The organism is Salinivibrio sp. YCSC6 (assembly GCF_004916735.1).
Lineage (GTDB): Bacteria > Pseudomonadota > Gammaproteobacteria > Enterobacterales > Vibrionaceae > Salinivibrio > Salinivibrio proteolyticus.
Map to the genome: position 1 here is coordinate 472,018 of NZ_CP039516.1, position 25,173 is coordinate 497,190.

The window sequence follows — 25,173 nt, forward strand, 5'->3', positions numbered from 1 at the left end:
GCATGCGCTTACCCCCATTTTGTTGAGAGAAAAGATTATGGGTAAAGATTTTAGCCGTACTGATCGCGTTGCGCATCAGCTGCAAAAAGAGATTGCACTGATCCTACAACGCGAAATCAAAGACCCTCGCATCGGAATGGTCACCGTATCCGATGTGCAAATTTCACGTGATCTGGCGTATGCCAAAGTCTTCGTGACCTTTTTAACCGTCGATGAGCAAGCCCCTACCGAGAGCCTTAAGGCGCTGAACGAAGCCAGTGGCTACATTCGTTCATTGGTTGGCAAAGCGATTCGTTTGCGTGTGACCCCTGAGTTGACCTTCGTGTTTGACGAGTCACTGACTGAAGGGATGCGTATCTCGAACTTGGTCAGCAAGGCGGTACGCGATGACGATGAACGTCGCGGTGATGATGAAAAAGGTGAGGAGTAACTGATGGCGCGTCGTCAACGTCGTCGAGGTCGTCCGGTGGATGGGATTATCCTACTCGATAAACCAACCGGCATGACATCTAATGATGCTTTGCAAAAAGTAAAACGTATCTTCTTTGCGGAGAAAGCAGGCCACACGGGGGCACTGGATCCACTTGCAACCGGGATGCTGCCGATTTGTTTGGGTGAGGCAACCAAGTTCTCTCAGTTTTTGCTCGACTCCGATAAACGTTATCGAGTGGTCGCCAAATTGGGTGAGCGTACCAATACCTCAGATGCAGACGGTGAAGTGGTAGAAACCCGTGACGTCAAAGTAAACCTAGGTTTGCTTGAGCGTTGTATTGCAAAATTCCGCGGGGAAACCCAGCAGATCCCATCGATGTTTTCGGCGTTGAAATACCAAGGGAAACCTTTGTATGAATACGCGCGCCAAGGCATCGAAGTACCACGTGAAGCGCGTACCATTAAGGTCTATCAGATTGAACTGCTGCGCTTTGAAGGCCATGAAATCGAGATGGAAGTGCATTGCTCAAAAGGCACCTACATCCGCACCATCGTTGACGATTTAGGTGAAATGCTTGGCTGCGGTGCACATGTCACGGCGCTGCGTCGAATTGGTGTATCAGGCTATCCTGCGCGCAACATGGTGACCTTAGAGCAGCTTGAAAGTCTGCTTAACCAAGCGCGTGAGCAAGAGATCCAGCCAAAACAACTGCTCGATCCTTTGCTATTGCCACTTGATACGGCGGTACAAGATCTGCGCGAGATTAACCTACTGCCCGTCGTGGCAAGTTATGCGCTACAAGGTCAAGCGGTGCAAGTGCCTAACGCTCCGACTGAAGGCTATGTGCGTTTAACGGCTGGCGAAGAGCGTCAGTTTATCGGTGTGGGTGAAATTGATGCTGATGGTCTGGTTGCGCCGCGCCGTTTGGTCGCGAGCCGTCAACCTGAGCCGCAAACCGCGAGCAGTGACAACGCCTAGAGAACGTTAGCGGCATGCTTAGCTAAAACGCGCGCTTGCCAAGTACTGCTGGCGCGAAACAGCGCGAGTATGCTGCGAATAAACTTACCGTATTTCAAGCGGTAAGGTAGCGACGGTAAGAAACTGGCGTGATAGTCGGCAATAGCATTGCGATACCCGGCTAAAACGGGTAGAATTCGCGCCTTCGGGCACTGGCTGAATCAGAGATTGGCTAGTGCATGATAATCACACACTCTTATTAGGAGAGCATTATGTCTCTGACTGCAGAAGCAAAAGCTAAAATCGTTGCTGATTTTGGTAAAACTGAGAACGACACTGGTTCACCAGAAGTTCAAATCGCCCTGTTGACTGCATCTATCAACGATCTGCAATCGCACTTCGCTGAGCACAAAGGTGACCACCACAGCCGTCGTGGCCTGCTACGCATGGTTTCACGTCGTCGTAAGCTGTTGGACTACCTGAAAAAGAACAATGTTGACCGTTACTTGGACGTTATCAAGCGTCTAGGCATCCGTCGCTAAGATTCTGGAGAAAAGGGAGCTCAGGCTCCCTTTTCTTTTGCGATAAAAAAACGCGCCATCGGAGTCATCCGTGGCGCGTTTTGTCGTTATAGGGTTCAGTCAATGCGGGTAGCGGTATGCTGCTGACGCGCTATTCCTGACGAAGCGCTTTCGCCGCTGCAACCATATTTTCTAATGCTGGGATCACCTCATCCCATTGGCGGGTTTTTAGGCCGCAATCTGGGTTTACCCACAACCTTTCTTCCGGAATACGGGCGGCAGCCTTTTTCATTAGCGCAATGATTTGTGCCTGACTGGGAATGTTTGGCGAGTGGATGTCATACACACCTGGGCCAATATCATTGGGATAGTCAAAGTGATCAAATGCATCCAACAGTTCCATATCCGAGCGAGAGGTTTCAATAGTGATCACGTCGGCGTCCATGTCAGCGATGGATGCGATGATATCGTTAAACTCGGAATAACACATATGGGTGTGGATTTGCGTCTTGTCACTCACACCATTGGCGGCAATTTTAAATGCGTTAATGGCCCAATCGAGGTAGTTTTGCCACTCACTGCGACGCAGAGGTAAGCCTTCACGGAGTGCCGCTTCATCTATTTGAATGATCTTGGTGCCGGCTTTCTCAAGATCTTGCACCTCTTGACGGATCGCCAGCGCCAGCTGGTTACAGGTTTGCGATCGTGGCTGATCATCACGCACAAATGACCAATTAAGAATGGTGACCGGCCCAGTGAGCATACCTTTCAGTGGCTTATCAGTCAGAGACTGAGCGTACTGGGTCCACTCCACTGTCATTGCTTTCGGGCGCTCAATATCACCAAATAAAATCGGCGGCTTCACACAGCGAGAACCATACGATTGCACCCAGCCAAACTGACTGAACACATACCCATCCAGCTGTTCGCCAAAGTACTCCACCATATCGTTACGCTCAGCTTCACCGTGAACCAAGACATCGAGCCCTAACGCTTCTTGCTTTTCCACCGCATGGGCGATCTCTTTTCGCATAATGTCTTGATAAGTGGCGGCATCAATGTCGCCCTTCTTGTATTGCAAGCGTGTTTGGCGAATGGCACTGGTTTGCGGGAATGACCCTATGGTGGTGGTCGGGAAGCGCGGCAGTTTAAGCTGCTCATGTTGCAGGCGAATACGCTCGGCAAACGGACGCTGCCGTGTCCCTAAGTGCGGTGTAATTGCTGCCAATGCGGCTTGTACCTTAGGGTTGTGTACGCGTGGTGATTGCTGGCGGCTTTCGATTGCCTCACGATTATTGTCCAGCGCTGACTGAACGGTTTGACGGCCGTGATTAAGGGCGCGAGTGAGTACATCCAGCTCCTCGAGCTTTTGATGGGCAAAGGCAAGCCAGTTTTTTACCTCAGGATCGAGCTTTTGTTCGCTCGCCAAATCGACCGGCACGTGCAGCAAAGAGCAAGAGGGCGCGAGCCAGAGGCGATCGCCCAGCGATTGATGAATCGGTTCGAGCCATTCTAACGTGGCATCAAGGTTAGTTTTCCAAACATTACGACCATTAATTACACCCAGAGACAGAACGTGTTGATCGCTAAGCGCTTCACGGTATGCATCCACATCCCCTCGGCCACGAATAGCATCCAAGTGCCAGCCGTCAACGGGTAACGATTGCGCCAATGGACGATTTTCAGCTTGCTCGCCGAAGTAGCTCGCCAGCAATAACTTGACCTTCGTTTGGCTTAATGCACGATACGCGGTTTTTAGCGCCGCCTGCCATTCAGGCGTGAGCTCCGTGACCAAGATCGGCTCATCGATTTGGACCCACTCAATGCCTTTCTCTGCCAGTTTGTTTAGTAAGGTTTGATATACGGGTAAGAGCTTATCGAGCAGATCTAGCTTGTTAGAGGCATCTTTCTCTTTACCTAGCCACAGATACGTGACGGGACCGACTAAAACCGGTTTGGCCTGAACACCCGCTTGTTTGGCTTCTTCTATTTGCGTCAATAGATTTTCAGCATGAAGACTAAACGTTGTTTGCGCGGTAAATTCTGGCACGATGTAGTGATAGTTAGTGTCAAACCACTTAGTCATCTCACCGGCGTGTACGCACTGGCAAGCACTATCGTTTGCTGAGCGACCACGAGCGACGCGGAAGTAGTTATCAAGATCATTGTCTTGGTGCGAGGCAACACGTTCAGGCACATTGCCGACTAAAAAGCTGGTGTCGAGTACATGATCGTAAAATGAAAAGTCGCCTACGGGAGCGATGTCGAGTTCACTTTGTTGTTGCCAGTGATTGCGGCGCAGATCTTTCGCAAGATCGGTTAAGTCTTGTTGTGATGATTCGCCACGCCAGTAACGCTCGAGTGCAAATTTAAGTTCACGCTGTGCGCCGATACGTGGAAAGCCGAGATTATGATTTTTAGCCATCTATACGTCCTCCTTTTCGATTGAAATCAGCATAGGGCTTTCTCGTTATGAACTAAAATGGCATTATTTCATCAATCAATGAATTTTAGTCATGGAATAGACATGTTAGAACGTCATCACCTTCATATTCTGCGTGCCATCAAAGAGCAAGGGTCGCTAACCGCAGCCGCAGAGAGGCTATACCTCACTCAATCCGCGATCAGCCACGCAATGAAAAAACTGGAGAGCCAGCTCGGGATTCGCTTGTGGCAAAAGTCGGGGCGACAGCTTCATTTTACGCAAGCAGGTGAGTACTTGCTTACACTGTCTGAGCGTATGCTTCCTCAGTTCGAACACGCTGAACAGCAACTTAAACAATTTGCACAAGGCCAGCGTGGCACACTGCGCATTGGTATGGAGTGTCACCCTTGTTATCAGTGGTTGCTTAAGGTGGTTGAGCCTTTCTTGCATCAATGGCCGAATGTGGATGTTGACGTTAAACAAAAGTTCCAATTTGGTGGTTTGGGCGCATTGTTTGGCCATGAGATTGATGTACTCGTCACGCCCGATCCTTTGCTCAAGCCAGGTATAGAGTACGTATCCGTATTCGATTATGAACTCGTGCTGGTTACTCATCGCCAAAGTGCTCTGGCAGCGTTTGACTACGTTGAGCCCCATCAAGTGACGCAAGACGTCCTGATCACCTACCCAGTCGATCGATCGCGTTTAGATGTCTTTACCCAGTTTTTGGCGCCGGCGCACTGTGCCCCACGCAAACACAAAACGATTGAAACCACAGATATCATGCTGCAAATGGTTGCCGCAGGGCGAGGGATTGCGGCTTTGCCCAAATGGCTGGCACAAGAATACCAACAGCGACTCAACCTCCATATTCTTCGTATGGGCGAACAAGGTATTCACAAGGCCATTCATATTGGGATGCGAGAAGAAAAACGGGATGATTACATTGATGATTTTATCGTCAAGGCGCGTGATATATCGCTAGAACATTGCGAGTAAGTAAGCTTTATACAAGGCCGTTTATCATACTGATCTAGCGACACATTCGCTCGATTTCATAAGACATGCTCTCCCTTGCCTATTTGTCTCATTTTTGAGCCGTATGGGTCGCACATTTCTGGTTAAAATCGCTTTTATCTATGTCTATATGCTTAGATAATCTGAAGTAATAGATATTTTGAATGCGTCTCACACTTTTCTCGGTTAAAGAGTCTCGTACTATGAAATCAATCTCGCTCTCTCGCAACGTTACAATCGACACAATTCAAGGCAGTGGCCGTGTCTTAGTCAATGGTGAACTAACCACACTCAGCGAAGGGGCTACGCTCCCATCGGGTACCCAGCTTGGCTTGCCGGATAGCAGTGACACCGTTATCACCTTGAGTGACGGGACACGGCTTATGATTGAACCGCAGAGTGAATCGTCGGACTCTCTTTTTGACGCATTACCACAAGACGTCCAAGACGAAATCGCAGACATTCAGCAGCAAATCCTTGACGGTGAAGGCGAGATCACCATTCAAGAAGATCAGGCGACGGCTGCGGGGCAAGACGCGACCGGAAGTGGCTCGTGGAGCTATGTCAACATTGCGCGTGATGGAAGCGAGACCATCGCAAGCTCTGGATTTGACTCTGACTCGATTGCTAACAACGCAGGTGCGATTGGCACTAACCAAGAAGACGGCTTTGGACGCTTCGTTGATGCAACGGCACCCAACGCGCCAGGTGTGACCATCCTCAATGACGCAAACAATGATGGTGTGATTAGCAGCCAAGAAATTGGCGACGGTATTCGTGTATCTATCGATCTAGCGGGCACCAACGCTAATCCGGGCGATGTGTTAACGGTGAATGGACAAGCCTTCACCCTGACAGACGATAATATTACCGACGGCTCTGTCGTCGTGACCCTCCCCGATACTCCCGCAGACGGTGAAACCCTCACCGTAGACGCCACCATTACCGATACTTCTGGTAACACCTCCGCGCCGGGCAGTGATAGTGCAACAATTGATACCAGCGCAGACGCCGGCACGGTCAGCGTAGATAACATCACCAGCGATGACGTGATCAACGCGCAAGAAGCAGGCGAGCCCATCACGGTGACCGGTACGGCGATAGGTGGCGACATCAGCGAAGGCGATGTGGTGACCATGACCATCAATGGTACCGAGTACACAACCACTGTGGATGGCAGTGGCAACTGGACAGTGGATGTGGCGGGTGCCGATCTGGCCGCGGACACCGAGTTTGAAGTCACAGTGAGCTCGTCGGATGAATTTGGAAACACGGTGGATAGTGTCACGATTTCTACGCACACTGTCGACACCGAAATTGGCATTCCTACCATCGACCTTATCGCGTCGAGCGATACTGGTAACAGCAACACCGATAATTTGACCAATGATACGACACCGACGTTTGCGCTGGGTAACATTGATAGTGATGTCACAAAGGTAGAGGTGTTCCTCGGCAGTACTTCACTGGGGTTTGCAGACCAAGATTCAAGTGGCAATTGGATATTCAGCCCAGATTACCCTATCACTGCGGGTACTTATAGTTTCACTGTTAAGGCGACGGACAGTGCGGGTAATAGCCAGGTGTCAGAAGAGCTAGGTGTCACGATCGATACAGTTTCCTCAGCGACGATCACAATTGATCCTATAGCGGGCGACGACATCGTGAACGCGGACGAAGCGCAGGGCACGGTGACCATCACGGGTACCGTGGGTGGCGACGCGAACGTGGACGACACGGTGACCTTAACGGTCAATGGCAACGAGTACACAGGCAAGGTGTTCGCAGACGCAGAAGGCAAGTTGGTGTATAGCATCGATGTGCAAGGCAGTGACCTTGTGGCGGATGCGGACAGCACCATCGTGGCGAGCGTGAGTGGCACCGATGAAGCGGGCAACGCGTTCACGGCGACGACAGAGGCAAGCGGAGCCAACAAAGACGGTGGTTACGAGGTTGATACCGATATCAGCAAACCGACCATCGATCTGGTTGCGTCGAGCGACAGCGGCGACAGCGACACAGACAACCTGACCAACGATACGACGCCGACGTTCGCACTGGGCAACATCGACAGTGATGTTGCGGCCGAGGACATCGTGGTGTTGAAAGACGGCGTCGCCCTTGATGGCACGCTGGAAAACGTGAACGGCACGTGGCAGTTCACCCCGAGCGCCGACCTGGCGGATGGCACTTACGCGTTGAGCGTGAAAGTGACGGACGGTGCGGGTAATAGCGACACATCAGACGCACTAGACGTCACCATCGATACCGACGCGGCGGCGACCATCACCGTTGACGCCATCGCGGGCGACGACATCGTGAACGCGGACGAAGCGCAGGGCACGGTGACCATCACGGGTACCGTGGGTGGCGACGCGAACGTGGACGACACGGTGACCTTAACGGTCAATGGCAACGAGTACACAGGCAAGGTGTTCGCAGACGCAGAAGGCAAGTTGGTGTATAGCATCGATGTGCAAGGCAGTGACCTTGTGGCGGATGCGGACAGCACCATCGTGGCGAGCGTGAGTGGCACCGATGAAGCGGGCAACGCGTTCACGGCGACGACAGAGGCAAGCGGAGCCAACAAAGACGGTGGTTACGAGGTTGATACCGATATCAGCAAACCGACCATCGATCTGGTTGCGTCGAGCGACAGCGGCGACAGCGACACAGACAACCTGACCAACGATACGACGCCGACGTTCGCACTGGGCAACATCGACAGTGATGTTGCGGCCGAGGACATCGTGGTGTTGAAAGACGGCGTCGCCCTTGATGGCACGCTGGAAAACGTGAACGGCACGTGGCAGTTCACCCCGAGCGCCGACCTGGCGGATGGCACTTACGCGTTGAGCGTGAAAGTGACGGACGGTGCGGGTAATAGCGACACATCAGACGCACTAGACGTCACCATCGATACCGACGCGGCGGCGACCATCACCGTTGACGCCATCGCGGGCGACGACATCGTGAACGCGGACGAAGCGCAGGGCACGGTGACCATCACGGGTACCGTGGGTGGCGACGCGAACGTGGACGACACGGTGACCTTAACGGTCAATGGCAACGAGTACACAGGCAAGGTGTTCGCAGACGCAGAAGGCAAGTTGGTGTATAGCATCGATGTGCAAGGCAGTGACCTTGTGGCGGATGCGGACAGCACCATCGTGGCGAGCGTGAGTGGCACCGATGAAGCGGGCAACGCGTTCACGGCGACGACAGAGGCAAGCGGAGCCAACAAAGACGGTGGTTACGAGGTTGATACCGATATCAGCAAACCGACCATCGATCTGGTTGCGTCGAGCGACAGCGGCGACAGCGACACAGACAACCTGACCAACGATACGACGCCGACGTTCGCACTGGGCAACATCGACAGTGATGTTGCGGCCGAGGACATCGTGGTGTTGAAAGACGGCGTCGCCCTTGATGGCACGCTGGAAAACGTGAACGGCACGTGGCAGTTCACCCCGAGCGCCGACCTGGCGGATGGCACTTACGCGTTGAGCGTGAAAGTGACGGACGGTGCGGGTAATAGCGACACATCAGACGCACTAGACGTCACCATCGATACCGACGCGGCGGCGACCATCACCGTTGACGCCATCGCGGGCGACGACATCGTGAACGCGGACGAAGCGCAGGGCACGGTGACCATCACGGGTACCGTGGGTGGCGACGCGAACGTGGACGACACGGTGACCTTAACGGTCAATGGCAACGAGTACACAGGCAAGGTGTTCGCAGACGCAGAAGGCAAGTTGGTGTATAGCATCGATGTGCAAGGCAGTGACCTTGTGGCGGATGCGGACAGCACCATCGTGGCGAGCGTGAGTGGCACCGATGAAGCGGGCAACGCGTTCACGGCGACGACAGAGGCAAGCGGAGCCAACAAAGACGGTGGTTACGAGGTTGATACCGATATCAGCAAACCGACCATCGATCTGGTTGCGTCGAGCGACAGCGGCGACAGCGACACAGACAACCTGACCAACGATACGACGCCGACGTTCGCACTGGGCAACATCGACAGTGATGTTGCGGCCGAGGACATCGTGGTGTTGAAAGACGGCGTCGCCCTTGATGGCACGCTGGAAAACGTGAACGGCACGTGGCAGTTCACCCCGAGCGCCGACCTGGCGGATGGCACTTACGCGTTGAGCGTGAAAGTGACGGACGGTGCGGGTAATAGCGACACATCAGACGCACTAGACGTCACCATCGATACCGACGCGGCGGCGACCATCACCGTTGACGCCATCGCGGGCGACGACATCGTGAACGCGGACGAAGCGCAGGGCACGGTGACCATCACGGGTACCGTGGGTGGCGACGCGAACGTGGACGACACGGTGACCTTAACGGTCAATGGCAACGAGTACACAGGCAAGGTGTTCGCAGACGCAGAAGGCAAGTTGGTGTATAGCATCGATGTGCAAGGCAGTGACCTTGTGGCGGATGCGGACAGCACCATCGTGGCGAGCGTGAGTGGCACCGATGAAGCGGGCAACGCGTTCACGGCGACGACAGAGGCAAGCGGAGCCAACAAAGACGGTGGTTACGAGGTTGATACCGATATCAGCAAACCGACCATCGATCTGGTTGCGTCGAGCGACAGCGGCGACAGCGACACAGACAACCTGACCAACGATACGACGCCGACGTTCGCACTGGGCAACATCGACAGTGATGTTGCGGCCGAGGACATCGTGGTGTTGAAAGACGGCGTCGCCCTTGATGGCACGCTGGAAAACGTGAACGGCACGTGGCAGTTCACCCCGAGCGCCGACCTGGCGGATGGCACTTACGCGTTGAGCGTGAAAGTGACGGACGGTGCGGGTAATAGCGACACATCAGACGCACTAGACGTCACCATCGATACCGACGCGGCGGCGACCATCACCGTTGACGCCATCGCGGGCGACGACATCGTGAACGCGGACGAAGCGCAGGGCACGGTGACCATCACGGGTACCGTGGGTGGCGACGCGAACGTGGACGACACGGTGACCTTAACGGTCAATGGCAACGAGTACACAGGCAAGGTGTTCGCAGACGCAGAAGGCAAGTTGGTGTATAGCATCGATGTGCAAGGCAGTGACCTTGTGGCGGATGCGGACAGCACCATCGTGGCGAGCGTGAGTGGCACCGATGAAGCGGGCAACGCGTTCACGGCGACGACAGAGGCAAGCGGAGCCAACAAAGACGGTGGTTACGAGGTTGATACCGATATCAGCAAACCGACCATCGATCTGGTTGCGTCGAGCGACAGCGGCGACAGCGACACAGACAACCTGACCAACGATACGACGCCGACGTTCGCACTGGGCAACATCGACAGTGATGTTGCGGCCGAGGACATCGTGGTGTTGAAAGACGGCGTCGCCCTTGATGGCACGCTGGAAAACGTGAACGGCACGTGGCAGTTCACCCCGAGCGCCGACCTGGCGGATGGCACTTACGCGTTGAGCGTGAAAGTGACGGACGGTGCGGGTAATAGCGACACATCAGACGCACTAGACGTCACCATCGATACCGACGCGGCGGCGACCATCACCGTTGACGCCATCGCGGGCGACGACATCGTGAACGCGGACGAAGCGCAGGGCACGGTGACCATCACGGGTACCGTGGGTGGCGACGCGAACGTGGACGACACGGTGACCTTAACGGTCAATGGCAACGAGTACACAGGCAAGGTGTTCGCAGACGCAGAAGGCAAGTTGGTGTATAGCATCGATGTGCAAGGCAGTGACCTTGTGGCGGATGCGGACAGCACCATCGTGGCGAGCGTGAGTGGCACCGATGAAGCGGGCAACGCGTTCACGGCGACGACAGAGGCAAGCGGAGCCAACAAAGACGGTGGTTACGAGGTTGATACCGATATCAGCAAACCGACCATCGATCTGGTTGCGTCGAGCGACAGCGGCGACAGCGACACAGACAACCTGACCAACGATACGACGCCGACGTTCGCACTGGGCAACATCGACAGTGATGTTGCGGCCGAGGACATCGTGGTGTTGAAAGACGGCGTCGCCCTTGATGGCACGCTGGAAAACGTGAACGGCACGTGGCAGTTCACCCCGAGCGCCGACCTGGCGGATGGCACTTACGCGTTGAGCGTGAAAGTGACGGACGGTGCGGGTAATAGCGACACATCAGACGCACTAGACGTCACCATCGATACCGACGCGGCGGCGACCATCACCGTTGACGCCATCGCGGGCGACGACATCGTGAACGCGGACGAAGCGCAGGGCACGGTGACCATCACGGGTACCGTGGGTGGCGACGCGAACGTGGACGACACGGTGACCTTAACGGTCAATGGCAACGAGTACACAGGCAAGGTGTTCGCAGACGCAGAAGGCAAGTTGGTGTATAGCATCGATGTGCAAGGCAGTGACCTTGTGGCGGATGCGGACAGCACCATCGTGGCGAGCGTGAGTGGCACCGATGAAGCGGGCAACGCGTTCACGGCGACGACAGAGGCAAGCGGAGCCAACAAAGACGGTGGTTACGAGGTTGATACCGATATCAGCAAACCGACCATCGATCTGGTTGCGTCGAGCGACAGCGGCGACAGCGACACAGACAACCTGACCAACGATACGACGCCGACGTTCGCACTGGGCAACATCGACAGTGATGTTGCGGCCGAGGACATCGTGGTGTTGAAAGACGGCGTCGCCCTTGATGGCACGCTGGAAAACGTGAACGGCACGTGGCAGTTCACCCCGAGCGCCGACCTGGCGGATGGCACTTACGCGTTGAGCGTGAAAGTGACGGACGGTGCGGGTAATAGCGACACATCAGACGCACTAGACGTCACCATCGATACCGACGCGGCGGCGACCATCACCGTTGACGCCATCGCGGGCGACGACATCGTGAACGCGGACGAAGCGCAGGGCACGGTGACCATCACGGGTACCGTGGGTGGCGACGCGAACGTGGACGACACGGTGACCTTAACGGTCAATGGCAACGAGTACACAGGCAAGGTGTTCGCAGACGCAGAAGGCAAGTTGGTGTATAGCATCGATGTGCAAGGCAGTGACCTTGTGGCGGATGCGGACAGCACCATCGTGGCGAGCGTGAGTGGCACCGATGAAGCGGGCAACGCGTTCACGGCGACGACAGAGGCAAGCGGAGCCAACAAAGACGGTGGTTACGAGGTTGATACCGATATCAGCAAACCGACCATCGATCTGGTTGCGTCGAGCGACAGCGGCGACAGCGACACAGACAACCTGACCAACGATACGACGCCGACGTTCGCACTGGGCAACATCGACAGTGATGTTGCGGCCGAGGACATCGTGGTGTTGAAAGACGGCGTCGCCCTTGATGGCACGCTGGAAAACGTGAACGGCACGTGGCAGTTCACCCCGAGCGCCGACCTGGCGGATGGCACTTACGCGTTGAGCGTGAAAGTGACGGACGGTGCGGGTAATAGCGACACATCAGACGCACTAGACGTCACCATCGATACCGACGCGGCGGCGACCATCACCGTTGACGCCATCGCGGGCGACGACATCGTGAACGCGGACGAAGCGCAGGGCACGGTGACCATCACGGGTACCGTGGGTGGCGACGCGAACGTGGACGACACGGTGACCTTAACGGTCAATGGCAACGAGTACACAGGCAAGGTGTTCGCAGACGCAGAAGGCAAGTTGGTGTATAGCATCGATGTGCAAGGCAGTGACCTTGTGGCGGATGCGGACAGCACCATCGTGGCGAGCGTGAGTGGCACCGATGAAGCGGGCAACGCGTTCACGGCGACGACAGAGGCAAGCGGAGCCAACAAAGACGGTGGTTACGAGGTTGATACCGATATCAGCAAACCGACCATCGATCTGGTTGCGTCGAGCGACAGCGGCGACAGCGACACAGACAACCTGACCAACGATACGACGCCGACGTTCGCACTGGGCAACATCGACAGTGATGTTGCGGCCGAGGACATCGTGGTGTTGAAAGACGGCGTCGCCCTTGATGGCACGCTGGAAAACGTGAACGGCACGTGGCAGTTCACCCCGAGCGCCGACCTGGCGGATGGCACTTACGCGTTGAGCGTGAAAGTGACGGACGGTGCGGGTAATAGCGACACATCAGACGCACTAGACGTCACCATCGATACCGACGCGGCGGCGACCATCACCGTTGACGCCATCGCGGGCGACGACATCGTGAACGCGGACGAAGCGCAGGGCACGGTGACCATCACGGGTACCGTGGGTGGCGACGCGAACGTGGACGACACGGTGACCTTAACGGTCAATGGCAACGAGTACACAGGCAAGGTGTTCGCAGACGCAGAAGGCAAGTTGGTGTATAGCATCGATGTGCAAGGCAGTGACCTTGTGGCGGATGCGGACAGCACCATCGTGGCGAGCGTGAGTGGCACCGATGAAGCGGGCAACGCGTTCACGGCGACGACAGAGGCAAGCGGAGCCAACAAAGACGGTGGTTACGAGGTTGATACCGATATCAGCAAACCGACCATCGATCTGGTTGCGTCGAGCGACAGCGGCGACAGCGACACAGACAACCTGACCAACGATACGACGCCGACGTTCGCACTGGGCAACATCGACAGTGATGTTGCGGCCGAGGACATCGTGGTGTTGAAAGACGGCGTCGCCCTTGATGGCACGCTGGAAAACGTGAACGGCACGTGGCAGTTCACCCCGAGCGCCGACCTGGCGGATGGCACTTACGCGTTGAGCGTGAAAGTGACGGACGGTGCGGGTAATAGCGACACATCAGACGCACTAGACGTCACCATCGATACCGACGCGGCGGCGACCATCACCGTTGACGCCATCGCGGGCGACGACATCGTGAACGCGGACGAAGCGCAGGGCACGGTGACCATCACGGGTACCGTGGGTGGCGACGCGAACGTGGACGACACGGTGACCTTAACGGTCAATGGCAACGAGTACACAGGCAAGGTGTTCGCAGACGCAGAAGGCAAGTTGGTGTATAGCATCGATGTGCAAGGCAGTGACCTTGTGGCGGATGCGGACAGCACCATCGTGGCGAGCGTGAGTGGCACCGATGAAGCGGGCAACGCGTTCACGGCGACGACAGAGGCAAGCGGAGCCAACAAAGACGGTGGTTACGAGGTTGATACCGATATCAGCAAACCGACCATCGATCTGGTTGCGTCGAGCGACAGCGGCGACAGCGACACAGACAACCTGACCAACGATACGACGCCGACGTTCGCACTGGGCAACATCGACAGTGATGTTGCGGCCGAGGACATCGTGGTGTTGAAAGACGGCGTCGCCCTTGATGGCACGCTGGAAAACGTGAACGGCACGTGGCAGTTCACCCCGAGCGCCGACCTGGCGGATGGCACTTACGCGTTGAGCGTGAAAGTGACGGACGGTGCGGGTAATAGCGACACATCAGACGCACTAGACGTCACCATCGATACCGACGCGGCGGCGACCATCACCGTTGACGCCATCGCGGGCGACGACATCGTGAACGCGGACGAAGCGCAGGGCACGGTGACCATCACGGGTACCGTGGGTGGCGACGCGAACGTGGACGACACGGTGACCTTAACGGTCAATGGCAACGAGTACACAGGCAAGGTGTTCGCAGACGCAGAAGGCAAGTTGGTGTATAGCATCGATGTGCAAGGCAGTGACCTTGTGGCGGATGCGGACAGCACCATCGTGGCGAGCGTGAGTGGCACCGATGAAGCGGGCAACGCGTTCACGGCGACGACAGAGGCAAGCGGAGCCAACAAAGACGGTGGTTACGAGGTTGATACCGATATCAGCAAACCGACCATCGATCTGGTTGCGTCGAGCGACAGCGGCGACAGCGACACAGACAACCTGACCAACGATACGACGCCGACGTTCGCACTGGGCAACATCGACAGTGATGTTGCGGCCGAGGACATCGTGGTGTTGAAAGACGGCGTCGCCCTTGATGGCACGCTGGAAAACGTGAACGGCACGTGGCAGTTCACCCCGAGCGCCGACCTGGCGGATGGCACTTACGCGTTGAGCGTGAAAGTGACGGACGGTGCGGGTAATAGCGACACATCAGACGCACTAGACGTCACCATCGATACCGACGCGGCGGCGACCATCACCGTTGACGCCATCGCGGGCGACGACATCGTGAACGCGGACGAAGCGCAGGGCACGGTGACCATCACGGGTACCGTGGGTGGCGACGCGAACGTGGACGACACGGTGACCTTAACGGTCAATGGCAACGAGTACACAGGCAAGGTGTTCGCAGACGCAGAAGGCAAGTTGGTGTATAGCATCGATGTGCAAGGCAGTGACCTTGTGGCGGATGCGGACAGCACCATCGTGGCGAGCGTGAGTGGCACCGATGAAGCGGGCAACGCGTTCACGGCGACGACAGAGGCAAGCGGAGCCAACAAAGACGGTGGTTACGAGGTTGATACCGATATCAGCAAACCGACCATCGATCTGGTTGCGTCGAGCGACAGCGGCGACAGCGACACAGACAACCTGACCAACGATACGACGCCGACGTTCGCACTGGGCAACATCGACAGTGATGTTGCGGCCGAGGACATCGTGGTGTTGAAAGACGGCGTCGCCCTTGATGGCACGCTGGAAAACGTGAACGGCACGTGGCAGTTCACCCCGAGCGCCGACCTGGCGGATGGCACTTACGCGTTGAGCGTGAAAGTGACGGACGGTGCGGGTAATAGCGACACATCAGACGCACTAGACGTCACCATCGATACCGACGCGGCGGCGACCATCACCGTTGACGCCATCGCGGGCGACGACATCGTGAACGCGGACGAAGCGCAGGGCACGGTGACCATCACGGGTACCGTGGGTGGCGACGCGAACGTGGACGACACGGTGACCTTAACGGTCAATGGCAACGAGTACACAGGCAAGGTGTTCGCAGACGCAGAAGGCAAGTTGGTGTATAGCATCGATGTGCAAGGCAGTGACCTTGTGGCGGATGCGGACAGCACCATCGTGGCGAGCGTGAGTGGCACCGATGAAGCGGGCAACGCGTTCACGGCGACGACAGAGGCAAGCGGAGCCAACAAAGACGGTGGTTACGAGGTTGATACCGATATCAGCAAACCGACCATCGATCTGGTTGCGTCGAGCGACAGCGGCGACAGCGACACAGACAACCTGACCAACGATACGACGCCGACGTTCGCACTGGGCAACATCGACAGTGATGTTGCGGCCGAGGACATCGTGGTGTTGAAAGACGGCGTCGCCCTTGATGGCACGCTGGAAAACGTGAACGGCACGTGGCAGTTCACCCCGAGCGCCGACCTGGCGGATGGCACTTACGCGTTGAGCGTGAAAGTGACGGACGGTGCGGGTAATAGCGACACATCAGACGCACTAGACGTCACCATCGATACCGACGCGGCGGCGACCATCACCGTTGACGCCATCGCGGGCGACGACATCGTGAACGCGGACGAAGCGCAGGGCACGGTGACCATCACGGGTACCGTGGGTGGCGACGCGAACGTGGACGACACGGTGACCTTAACGGTCAATGGCAACGAGTACACAGGCAAGGTGTTCGCAGACGCAGAAGGCAAGTTGGTGTATAGCATCGATGTGCAAGGCAGTGACCTTGTGGCGGATGCGGACAGCACCATCGTGGCGAGCGTGAGTGGCACCGATGAAGCGGGCAACGCGTTCACGGCGACGACAGAGGCAAGCGGAGCCAACAAAGACGGTGGTTACGAGGTTGATACCGATATCAGCAAACCGACCATCGATCTGGTTGCGTCGAGCGACAGCGGCGACAGCGACACAGACAACCTGACCAACGATACGACGCCGACGTTCGCACTGGGCAACATCGACAGTGATGTTGCGGCCGAGGACATCGTGGTGTTGAAAGACGGCGTCGCCCTTGATGGCACGCTGGAAAACGTGAACGGCACGTGGCAGTTCACCCCGAGCGCCGACCTGGCGGATGGCACTTACGCGTTGAGCGTGAAAGTGACGGACGGTGCGGGTAATAGCGACACATCAGACGCACTAGACGTCACCATCGATACCGACGCGGCGGCGACCATCACCGTTGACGCCATCGCGGGCGACGACATCGTGAACGCGGACGAAGCGCAGGGCACGGTGACCATCACGGGTACCGTGGGTGGCGACGCGAACGTGGACGACACGGTGACCTTAACGGTCAATGGCAACGAGTACACAGGCAAGGTGTTCGCAGACGCAGAAGGCAAGTTGGTGTATAGCATCGATGTGCAAGGCAGTGACCTTGTGGCGGATGCGGACAGCACCATCGTGGCGAGCGTGAGTGGCACCGATGAAGCGGGCAACGCGTTCACGGCGACGACAGAGGCAAGCGGAGCCAACAAAGACGGTGGTTACGAGGTTGATACCGATATCAGCAAACCGACCATCGATCTGGTTGCGTCGAGCGACAGCGGCGACAGCGACACAGACAACCTGACCAACGATACGACGCCGACGTTCGCACTGGGCAACATCGACAGTGATGTTGCGGCCGAGGACATCGTGGTGTTGAAAGACGGCGTCGCCCTTGATGGCACGCTGGAAAACGTGAACGGCACGTGGCAGTTCACCCCGAGCGCCGACCTGGCGGATGGCACTTACGCGTTGAGCGTGAAAGTGACGGACGGTGCGGGTAATAGCGACACATCAGACGCACTAGACGTCACCATCGATACCGACGCGGCGGCGACCATCACCGTTGACGCCATCGCGGGCGACGACATCGTGAACGCGGACGAAGCGCAGGGCACGGTGACCATCACGGGTACCGTGGGTGGCGACGCGAACGTGGACGACACGGTGACCTTAACGGTCAATGGCAACGAGTACACAGGCAAGGTGTTCGCAGACGCAGAAGGCAAGTTGGTGTATAGCATCGATGTGCAAGGCAGTGACCTTGTGGCGGATGCGGACAGCACCATCGTGGCGAGCGTGAGTGGCACCGATGAAGCGGGCAACGCGTTCACGGCGACGACAGAGGCAAGCGGAGCCAACAAAGACGGTGGTTACGAGGTTGATACCGATATCAGCAAACCGACCATCGATCTGGTTGCGTCGAGCGACAGCGGCGACAGCGACACAGACAACCTGACCAACGATACGACGCCGACGTTCGCACTGGGCAACATCGACAGTGATGTTGCGGCCGAGGACATCGTGGTGTTGAAAGACGGCGTCGCCCTTGATGGCACGCTGGAAAACGTGAACGGCACGTGGCAGTTCACCCCGAGCGCCGACCTGGCGGATGGCACTTACGCGTTGAGCGTGAAAGTGACGGACGGTGCGGGTAATAGCGACACATCAGACGCACTAGACGTCACCATCGATACCGACGCGGCGGCGACCATCACCGTTGACGCCATCGCGGGCGACGACATCGTGAACGCGGACGAAGCGCAGGGCACGGTGACCATCACGGGTACCGTGGGTGGCGACGCGAACGTGGACGACACGGTGACCTTAACGGTCAATGGCAACGAGTACACAGGCAAGGTGTTCGCAGACGCAGAAGGCAAGTTGGTGTATAGCATCGATGTGCAAGGCAGTGACCTTGTGGCGGATGCGGACAGCACCATCGTGGCGAGCGTGAGTGGCACCGATGAAGCGGGCAACGCGTTCACGGCGACGACAGAGGCAAGCGGAGCCAACAAAGACGGTGGTTACGAGGTTGATACCGATATCAGCAAACCGACCATCGATCTGGTTGCGTCGAGCGACAGCGGCGACAGCGACACAGACAACCTGACCAACGATACGACGCCGACGTTCGCACTGGGCAACATCGACAGTGATGTTGCGGCCGAGGACATCGTGGTGTTGAAAGACGGCGTCGCCCTTGATGGCACGCTGGAAAACGTGAACGGCACGTGGCAGTTCACCCCGAGCGCCGACCTGGCGGATGGCACTTACGCGTTGAGCGTGAAAGTGACGGACGGTGCGGGTAATAGCGACACATCAGACGCACTAGACGTCACCATCGATACCGACGCGGCGGCGACCATCACCGTTGACGCCATCGCGGGCGACGACATCGTGAACGCGGACGAAGCGCAGGGCACGGTGACCATCACGGGTACCGTGGGTGGCGACGCGAACGTGGACGACACGGTGACCTTAACGGTCAATGGCAACGAGTACACAGGCAAGGTGTTCGCAGACGCAGAAGGCAAGTTGGTGTATAGCATCGATGTGCAAGGCAGTGACCTTGTGGCGGATGCGGACAGCACCATCGTGGCGAGCGTGAGTGGCACCGATGAAGCGGGCAACGCGTTCACGGCGACGACAGAGGCAAGCGGAGCCAACAAAGACGGTGGTTACGAGGTTGATACCGATATCAGCAAACCGACCATCGATCTGGTTGCGTCGAGCGACAGCGGCGACAGCGACACAGACAACCTGACCAACGATACGACGCCGACGTTCGCACTGGGCAACATCGACAGTGATGTTGCGGCCGAGGACATCGTGGTGTTGAAAGACGGCGTCGCCCTTGATGGCACGCTGGAAAACGTGAACGGCACGTGGCAGTTCACCCCGAGCGCCGACCTGGCGGATGGCACTTACGCGTTGAGCGTGAAAGTGACGGACGGTGCGGGTAATAGCGACACATCAGACGCACTAGACGTCACCATCGATACCGACGCGGCGGCGACCATCACCGTTGACGCCATCGCGGGCGACGACATCGTGAACGCGGACGAAGCGCAGGGCACGGTGACCATCACGGGTACCGTGGGTGGCGACGCGAACGTGGACGACACGGTGACCTTAACGGTCAATGGCAACGAGTACACAGGCAAGGTGTTCGCAGACGCAGAAGGCAAGTTGGTGTATAGCATCGATGTGCAAGGCAGTGACCTTGTGGCGGATGCGGACAGCACCATCGTGGCGAGCGTGAGTGGCACCGATGAAGCGGGCAACGCGTTCACGGCGACGACAGAGGCAAGCGGAGCCAACAAAGACGGTGGTTACGAGGTTGATACCGATATCAGCAAACCGACCATCGATCTGGTTGCGTCGAGCGACAGCGGCGACAGCGACACAGACAACCTGACCAACGATACGACGCCGACGTTCGCACTGGGCAACATCGACAGTGATGTTGCGGCCGAGGACATCGTGGTGTTGAAAGACGGCGTCGCCCTTGATGGCACGCTGGAAAACGTGAACGGCACGTGGCAGTTCACCCCGAGCGCCGACCTGGCGGATGGCACTTACGCGTTGAGCGTGAAAGTGACGGACGGTGCGGGTAATAGCGACACATCAGACGCACTAGACGTCACCATCGATACCGACGCGGCGGCGACCATCACCGTTGACGCCATCGCGGGCGACGACATCGTGAACGCGGACGAAGCGCAGGGCACGGTGACCATCACGGGTACCGTGGGTGGCGACGCGAACGTGGACGACACGGTGACCTTAACGGTCAATGGCAACGAGTACACAGGCAAGGTGTTCGCAGACGCAGAAGGCAAGTTGGTGTATAGCATCGATGTGCAAGGCAGTGACCTTGTGGCGGATGCGGACAGCACCATCGTGGCGAGCGTGAGTGGCACCGATGAAGCGGGCAACGCGTTCACGGCGACGACAGAGGCAAGCGGAGCCAACAAAGACGGTGGTTACGAGGTTGATACCGATATCAGCAAACCGACCATCGATCTGGTTGCGTCGAGCGACAGCGGCGACAGCGACACAGACAACCTGACCAACGATACGACGCCGACGTTCGCACTGGGCAACATCGACAGTGATGTTGTTACAGTAGAAGTATTCCAAGATGGCAGTTCGTTAGGAATTGCAGGAAAAGATTCAAATGGCAACTGGGTGTTTACGCCAGACTATCCAATCACCGCGGGTACGTATAATTTTACTGTGCAGGTTACAGACAGTGCAGGTAATAGTGACATATCCGATGGGCTACAGGTCACAATTGATACATCGGCTTCGGCGTCGATCACAATTGATACGATAACGGATGATGACGTTGTTAACGAGCAAGAGGCCTCGGGTGACGTGACCGTTACGGGTACCGTAGACGGCGATGCGAAACCGGGTGATACGGTGACCTTGACGCTACAGGCTGTTGGTAAACCTGAAACAACGTATACAGGTATTGTCAAAGATGATGGTACTTATAGCATCAATGTCCCGGGGAGTGCGTTGGCATCGGATGCAGACAGCGCGATTGTTGCGAGTGTGACTGGCACCGATAAGGCGGGCAACCCGTTCACGGCGACGACAAGTCCGAGTGGTGAGAAGAAAGATGGCGACTACGAGGTTGATATTGATGCCCCCAACCCTCCAGTCATCACCAATATTACTGATGACTCAGCGGGTAGTGATTACAGCGATGTCACTATGCACGGTACGGGTGAACCTGGAGCAACCATTTCGATTTACTTCGAAGGTGAGAGTGGAGCGCCTCTTGCTCAAGTCACAGTGGCAGCGGACGGCTCTTGGGCCGTTGAGCTCGAGGGTATCGAAGGCATCGATACGAATGACAATGTACGTTTAGAAGCCGTACAGAGTGACGATGCGGGCAATCAGAGTGAGCCATCAGAGGCAGTGCATTACTGGCACGGTAGTTGGGCGAATGCAAATACCGAAACAGGGGATGATTATGTCCTAACCGGTAAAGGTAACGATACGGTTAATATCATTACCGATGATGCGAACGATCAATTGGTGATTGATGGTGGGGCGGGTACTGATAAAGCTGTGTTCAATACTCGTGTTGATCATTTATCTTTTAGTAAAGACACCAATGGTTATCTCATCGTCGAAAACAGTGATACCGGAGATCGTATTGAGCTTCGTGATTTCGAGACAATCAATATTGATGGTGATGAAAAACATATTGATGAACTCTTCACGCCAACAGTGACTATTAGTGAAGACGCCAACGATGATGGTGTTATCACTGCCAATGAGCTGAATGGTGACGTTGATGTGATTGTCGGTCTGCCTCTTGGGGCCTCTGTGGGCGACACCATTCGTGTCAGCGATGGCACCACGACCAACGAGATCGTGTTGGTCGAGGCCGACATCGACAACGGTAGCGTAGCAACTTCGTTCGGTGCCCCGGCGGAAGGTGAAACCCTCACCGTGACTGCAGAACTGGAAGATCAGATCGGCAATACATCAGAACCAGGCAGCGACAGCGCCGTACTCGATACTCAGTATGGTGGTGAAGATGGCGAAGATCCTAGTGATATACGTTTACCTAATATTGTCATCACGGACAGCACGGAGAACGATGGCGATGATATGATCACCAATTCAGAAACGGCTGAAATAACAGTCGATTTTGGTGAAGGGGTTACGGCTGGAACCAGTACAATTGTCTTGCGAGATAGTTCAGGCAATGATTCAGATGTTGAACTGCAACTGGTCTGGGATCATAACGGTCCACGTATTAACGTCATCAATGGAGAGCTTGACGCAAATGCGCTTACTCTTTCTGGACAGGATGGCCTGTTTACCATCAGTGGTATTGATGTCAGTAATTTACAAGATGGCGGCATTGACGCGTTTGCATCATTTATCGACCAAGACGGTAACGTCGCTACGAATGTAAACGGTAGTCAATGGTTTGATGACTCAGTTGTGAAAAGTTTCGCGCCTGTGATCACCATTGGCTCGGGTGTAAATGTGTCCGAAGAGGGGCTGGATGGTGGGAACGCCGATAGCGCTCCAACGGGCACAGATACGACCAATAGCCCATCGGTATCGGGCGAGTTCGCTGTGACGGGAGGCGTGGGTAATGTGACCGTCGCACTTGCCGGCGGCAGCGGTTTGACCTCTAACGGTGAAGCGGTAGCCTGGACATGGGATGCATCTACAAATCGCTTAATCGGGTATACGAGCACCACAAACCCTGTTGTTTCTATTGCGCTCAATGAGCCTACTCCCGGAAACGAAGTATGGACTTATGACGTCGAGTTGCATGGATCGCTCGATCATTCAGACTCACAGACAGAAGATACACTCGCGCTTCCTATCAATGTTGTTGTGAGTGATGACAACCACACGGGCTTGAGTAAGCCGTTGAGTGTTACTGTTGAGGATGATAGCCCTGAAACGACAGCGGTAGAGGCTATTCCTGTCGAGTTGCAAGACATCCCTGATGTACTTACTGGCAAAGTCTCGTTTAAAGGGCAAGGTTCGAGAGATAGTGTCACTTTTGATGATGTTACGGTGACCGCGCTTGGGTTTGCGAATGATTACAACACACAACTTGAATACGATAAGGTGAATCTATCGTCTGATGGTATCGGGGTTGATAGTGGTTATAGCCGTTATTGGGGCCGGTATGATCAAGATGAACACGGTCATCCGTTGTCCAATGAGATCGAATATCGCATCACGGAAACAGGCCAAGGTGTGTCTGAGCAGCTCATTTTCTCATTAAATGGCAAAGTGGCTTACGGCGCGCAAATTGAGTTCTCAAAAATGTATGGTGGAGAGCTCGAGTCAGGCATTGTACGCTTCTATCGTGATGGGCAGCTTATTGCTGAAAAGGCATTCACCTCCGATGAAGCCAGTGGTGACTATGCGAAGAACTTTGATATTCAGGAAGGTGGCTTTGACCAAATTACTATTGAGGCCACTGACAATGGAAACCGAAATGGTCCAGATAATAGTGACCTAACCGTCAAGTCGATAACTTTCACCGGCGCATCGGATCAACAAGCGATTGCTGTTGCTGATGGTACATTGCAATACCACGCTGGCGCCGATGGACTAGGCTCTCTCAAGATCACAGGTGTTGAGTATGGATTGCGCACCGCTGAAGGGCTAGCCATTACAACCCGTTTTGATGGTAATAATCGCCTCATTGCTACTGATGAAAACGGTGCATTGGTCTTTGAAGTTCAGTTGACTCCAGCGACAGGAAAATGGGAGTTCTATCAATATCAAGTCGTGCAAACGCCAGAAGGTGATGCTGATATCGACTTCTCATACCAAGTCGTGGATGGAGATGGTGATTCGGCAACCGGTGAGTTTTCTGTTCAGCCAGCAAACGTGCCTGAGCCACAAAATTATTCGATAGAAACCGGTGATGGTGTCGATCAAATTGATATGTTGCAGAGTGCAGACAGTGGTTGGTTAGCATTGAATGTCGGTTTAAGCTGGTCTGAAAAAGTCGTCATTAACGACGAAAGCTTTACTATTGACGGGCCTGAGACGCACCGGATGTCAGAGTTTGTCTCTGACTGGCGAGTGACGGATAATCATGTCATTGATGCCGGAGGTGGCGATGATAATGTCCGTGGTGGTGAAGGTGACGATGTTCTAATCGGTGGTCGTGGCAGCGATATGCTGACCGGCTCTGATGGCGCGGATACTTTCTCTTGGTCGATGGCCGATGTGAACTCACAAAATGGTCATGAATATACCGATACGGTCAGTGATTTCTCGGCAGAAGATACCTTAAACCTGAATGACTTGTTCAAAGGTGATTCTGTTAACGGCGAGTTCAGTCGTTTTAGTGTTACGGTCAGTGACGATAGCGACAATGACGGTACTGTCGATGTGACGTTGAAGTTCGATTATCAAAACAAGGCAGATGCTGATCAGACCATTGAGCTGAGTAATGTCAAAATGGAAGGAGGAACGGTCGTGATCAACACGCTGATTGATGGCGAAAGAGGGGCATTAACGATCGATAAGCATAGCGATGGTTCAATCTCAGTAACGTCAAATCATGATGCACTGGATGATATTCGGATCGATACCGACTGGTAATCCCTACCAGGC

Annotated in this window: 6 protein-coding genes; 5 read left to right on the top strand and 1 reads right to left on the bottom strand. The window is 55.7% G+C overall.

The window, feature by feature from the left end; all coding sequences use genetic code 11:
* Positions 1–37: 37 nt before the first annotated feature.
* The 3 genes from rbfA to rpsO all read left to right on the top strand — a co-directional run bounded on the left by rbfA (position 38) and on the right by rpsO (position 1,932).
* Entirely contained in the window at positions 38–430 is a 393-nt protein-coding gene (gene rbfA, locus E8E00_RS02120; protein WP_069589913.1) for a 30S ribosome-binding factor RbfA, read from the top strand.
* A gap of 3 nt (positions 431–433) precedes the next feature.
* Complete coding sequence (gene truB / locus E8E00_RS02125) at positions 434–1,411, top strand: tRNA pseudouridine(55) synthase TruB (RefSeq protein ID WP_096629841.1); 978 nt, start codon at positions 434–436, stop codon at positions 1,409–1,411.
* A 251-nt stretch (positions 1,412–1,662) separates the two neighbouring features.
* Positions 1,663–1,932: a 30S ribosomal protein S15 gene (gene rpsO / locus E8E00_RS02130; RefSeq protein ID WP_069589916.1), complete on the top strand. Its 270-nt coding sequence runs from the start codon at positions 1,663–1,665 to the stop codon at positions 1,930–1,932.
* A 130-nt stretch (positions 1,933–2,062) separates the two neighbouring features.
* Here the strand turns inward: rpsO and metE are convergent, their stop codons facing one another.
* Positions 2,063–4,336, bottom strand: a complete 2,274-nt coding sequence (gene metE / locus E8E00_RS02135) for a 5-methyltetrahydropteroyltriglutamate--homocysteine S-methyltransferase (protein WP_096629838.1) — start codon at positions 4,334–4,336, stop codon at positions 2,063–2,065.
* Between the two features lie 102 nt (positions 4,337–4,438).
* Between metE and E8E00_RS02140 the strand changes: the two genes are divergently transcribed.
* Together E8E00_RS02140 and E8E00_RS02145 are read left to right on the top strand one after the other, a co-directional pair.
* On the top strand, positions 4,439–5,335 hold the full coding sequence (locus tag E8E00_RS02140; protein ID WP_096629835.1) for a LysR family transcriptional regulator: 897 nt from the start codon (positions 4,439–4,441) through the stop codon (positions 5,333–5,335).
* 221 nt (positions 5,336–5,556) lie between these two features.
* On the top strand, positions 5,557–25,161 hold the full coding sequence (locus E8E00_RS02145) for an Ig-like domain-containing protein (RefSeq protein ID WP_168189241.1): 19,605 nt from the start codon (positions 5,557–5,559) through the stop codon (positions 25,159–25,161).
* The last annotated feature ends 12 nt before the right edge of the window (positions 25,162–25,173 follow it).

Bases quoted from the DNA above. Each gene is read 5' to 3' on its own strand.
- truB (WP_096629841.1), top strand. From the start codon at position 434: ATGGCGCGTCGTCAACGTCGTCGAGGTCGTCCGGTGGATGGGATTATC.
- E8E00_RS02140 (WP_096629835.1), top strand. From the start codon at position 4,439: ATGTTAGAACGTCATCACCTTCATATTCTGCGTGCCATCAAAGAGCAA.
- rbfA (WP_069589913.1), top strand. From the start codon at position 38: ATGGGTAAAGATTTTAGCCGTACTGATCGCGTTGCGCATCAGCTGCAA.
- E8E00_RS02145 (WP_168189241.1), top strand. From the start codon at position 5,557: ATGAAATCAATCTCGCTCTCTCGCAACGTTACAATCGACACAATTCAA.
- metE (WP_096629838.1), bottom strand. From the start codon at position 4,336: ATGGCTAAAAATCATAATCTCGGCTTTCCACGTATCGGCGCACAGCGT.
- rpsO (WP_069589916.1), top strand. From the start codon at position 1,663: ATGTCTCTGACTGCAGAAGCAAAAGCTAAAATCGTTGCTGATTTTGGT.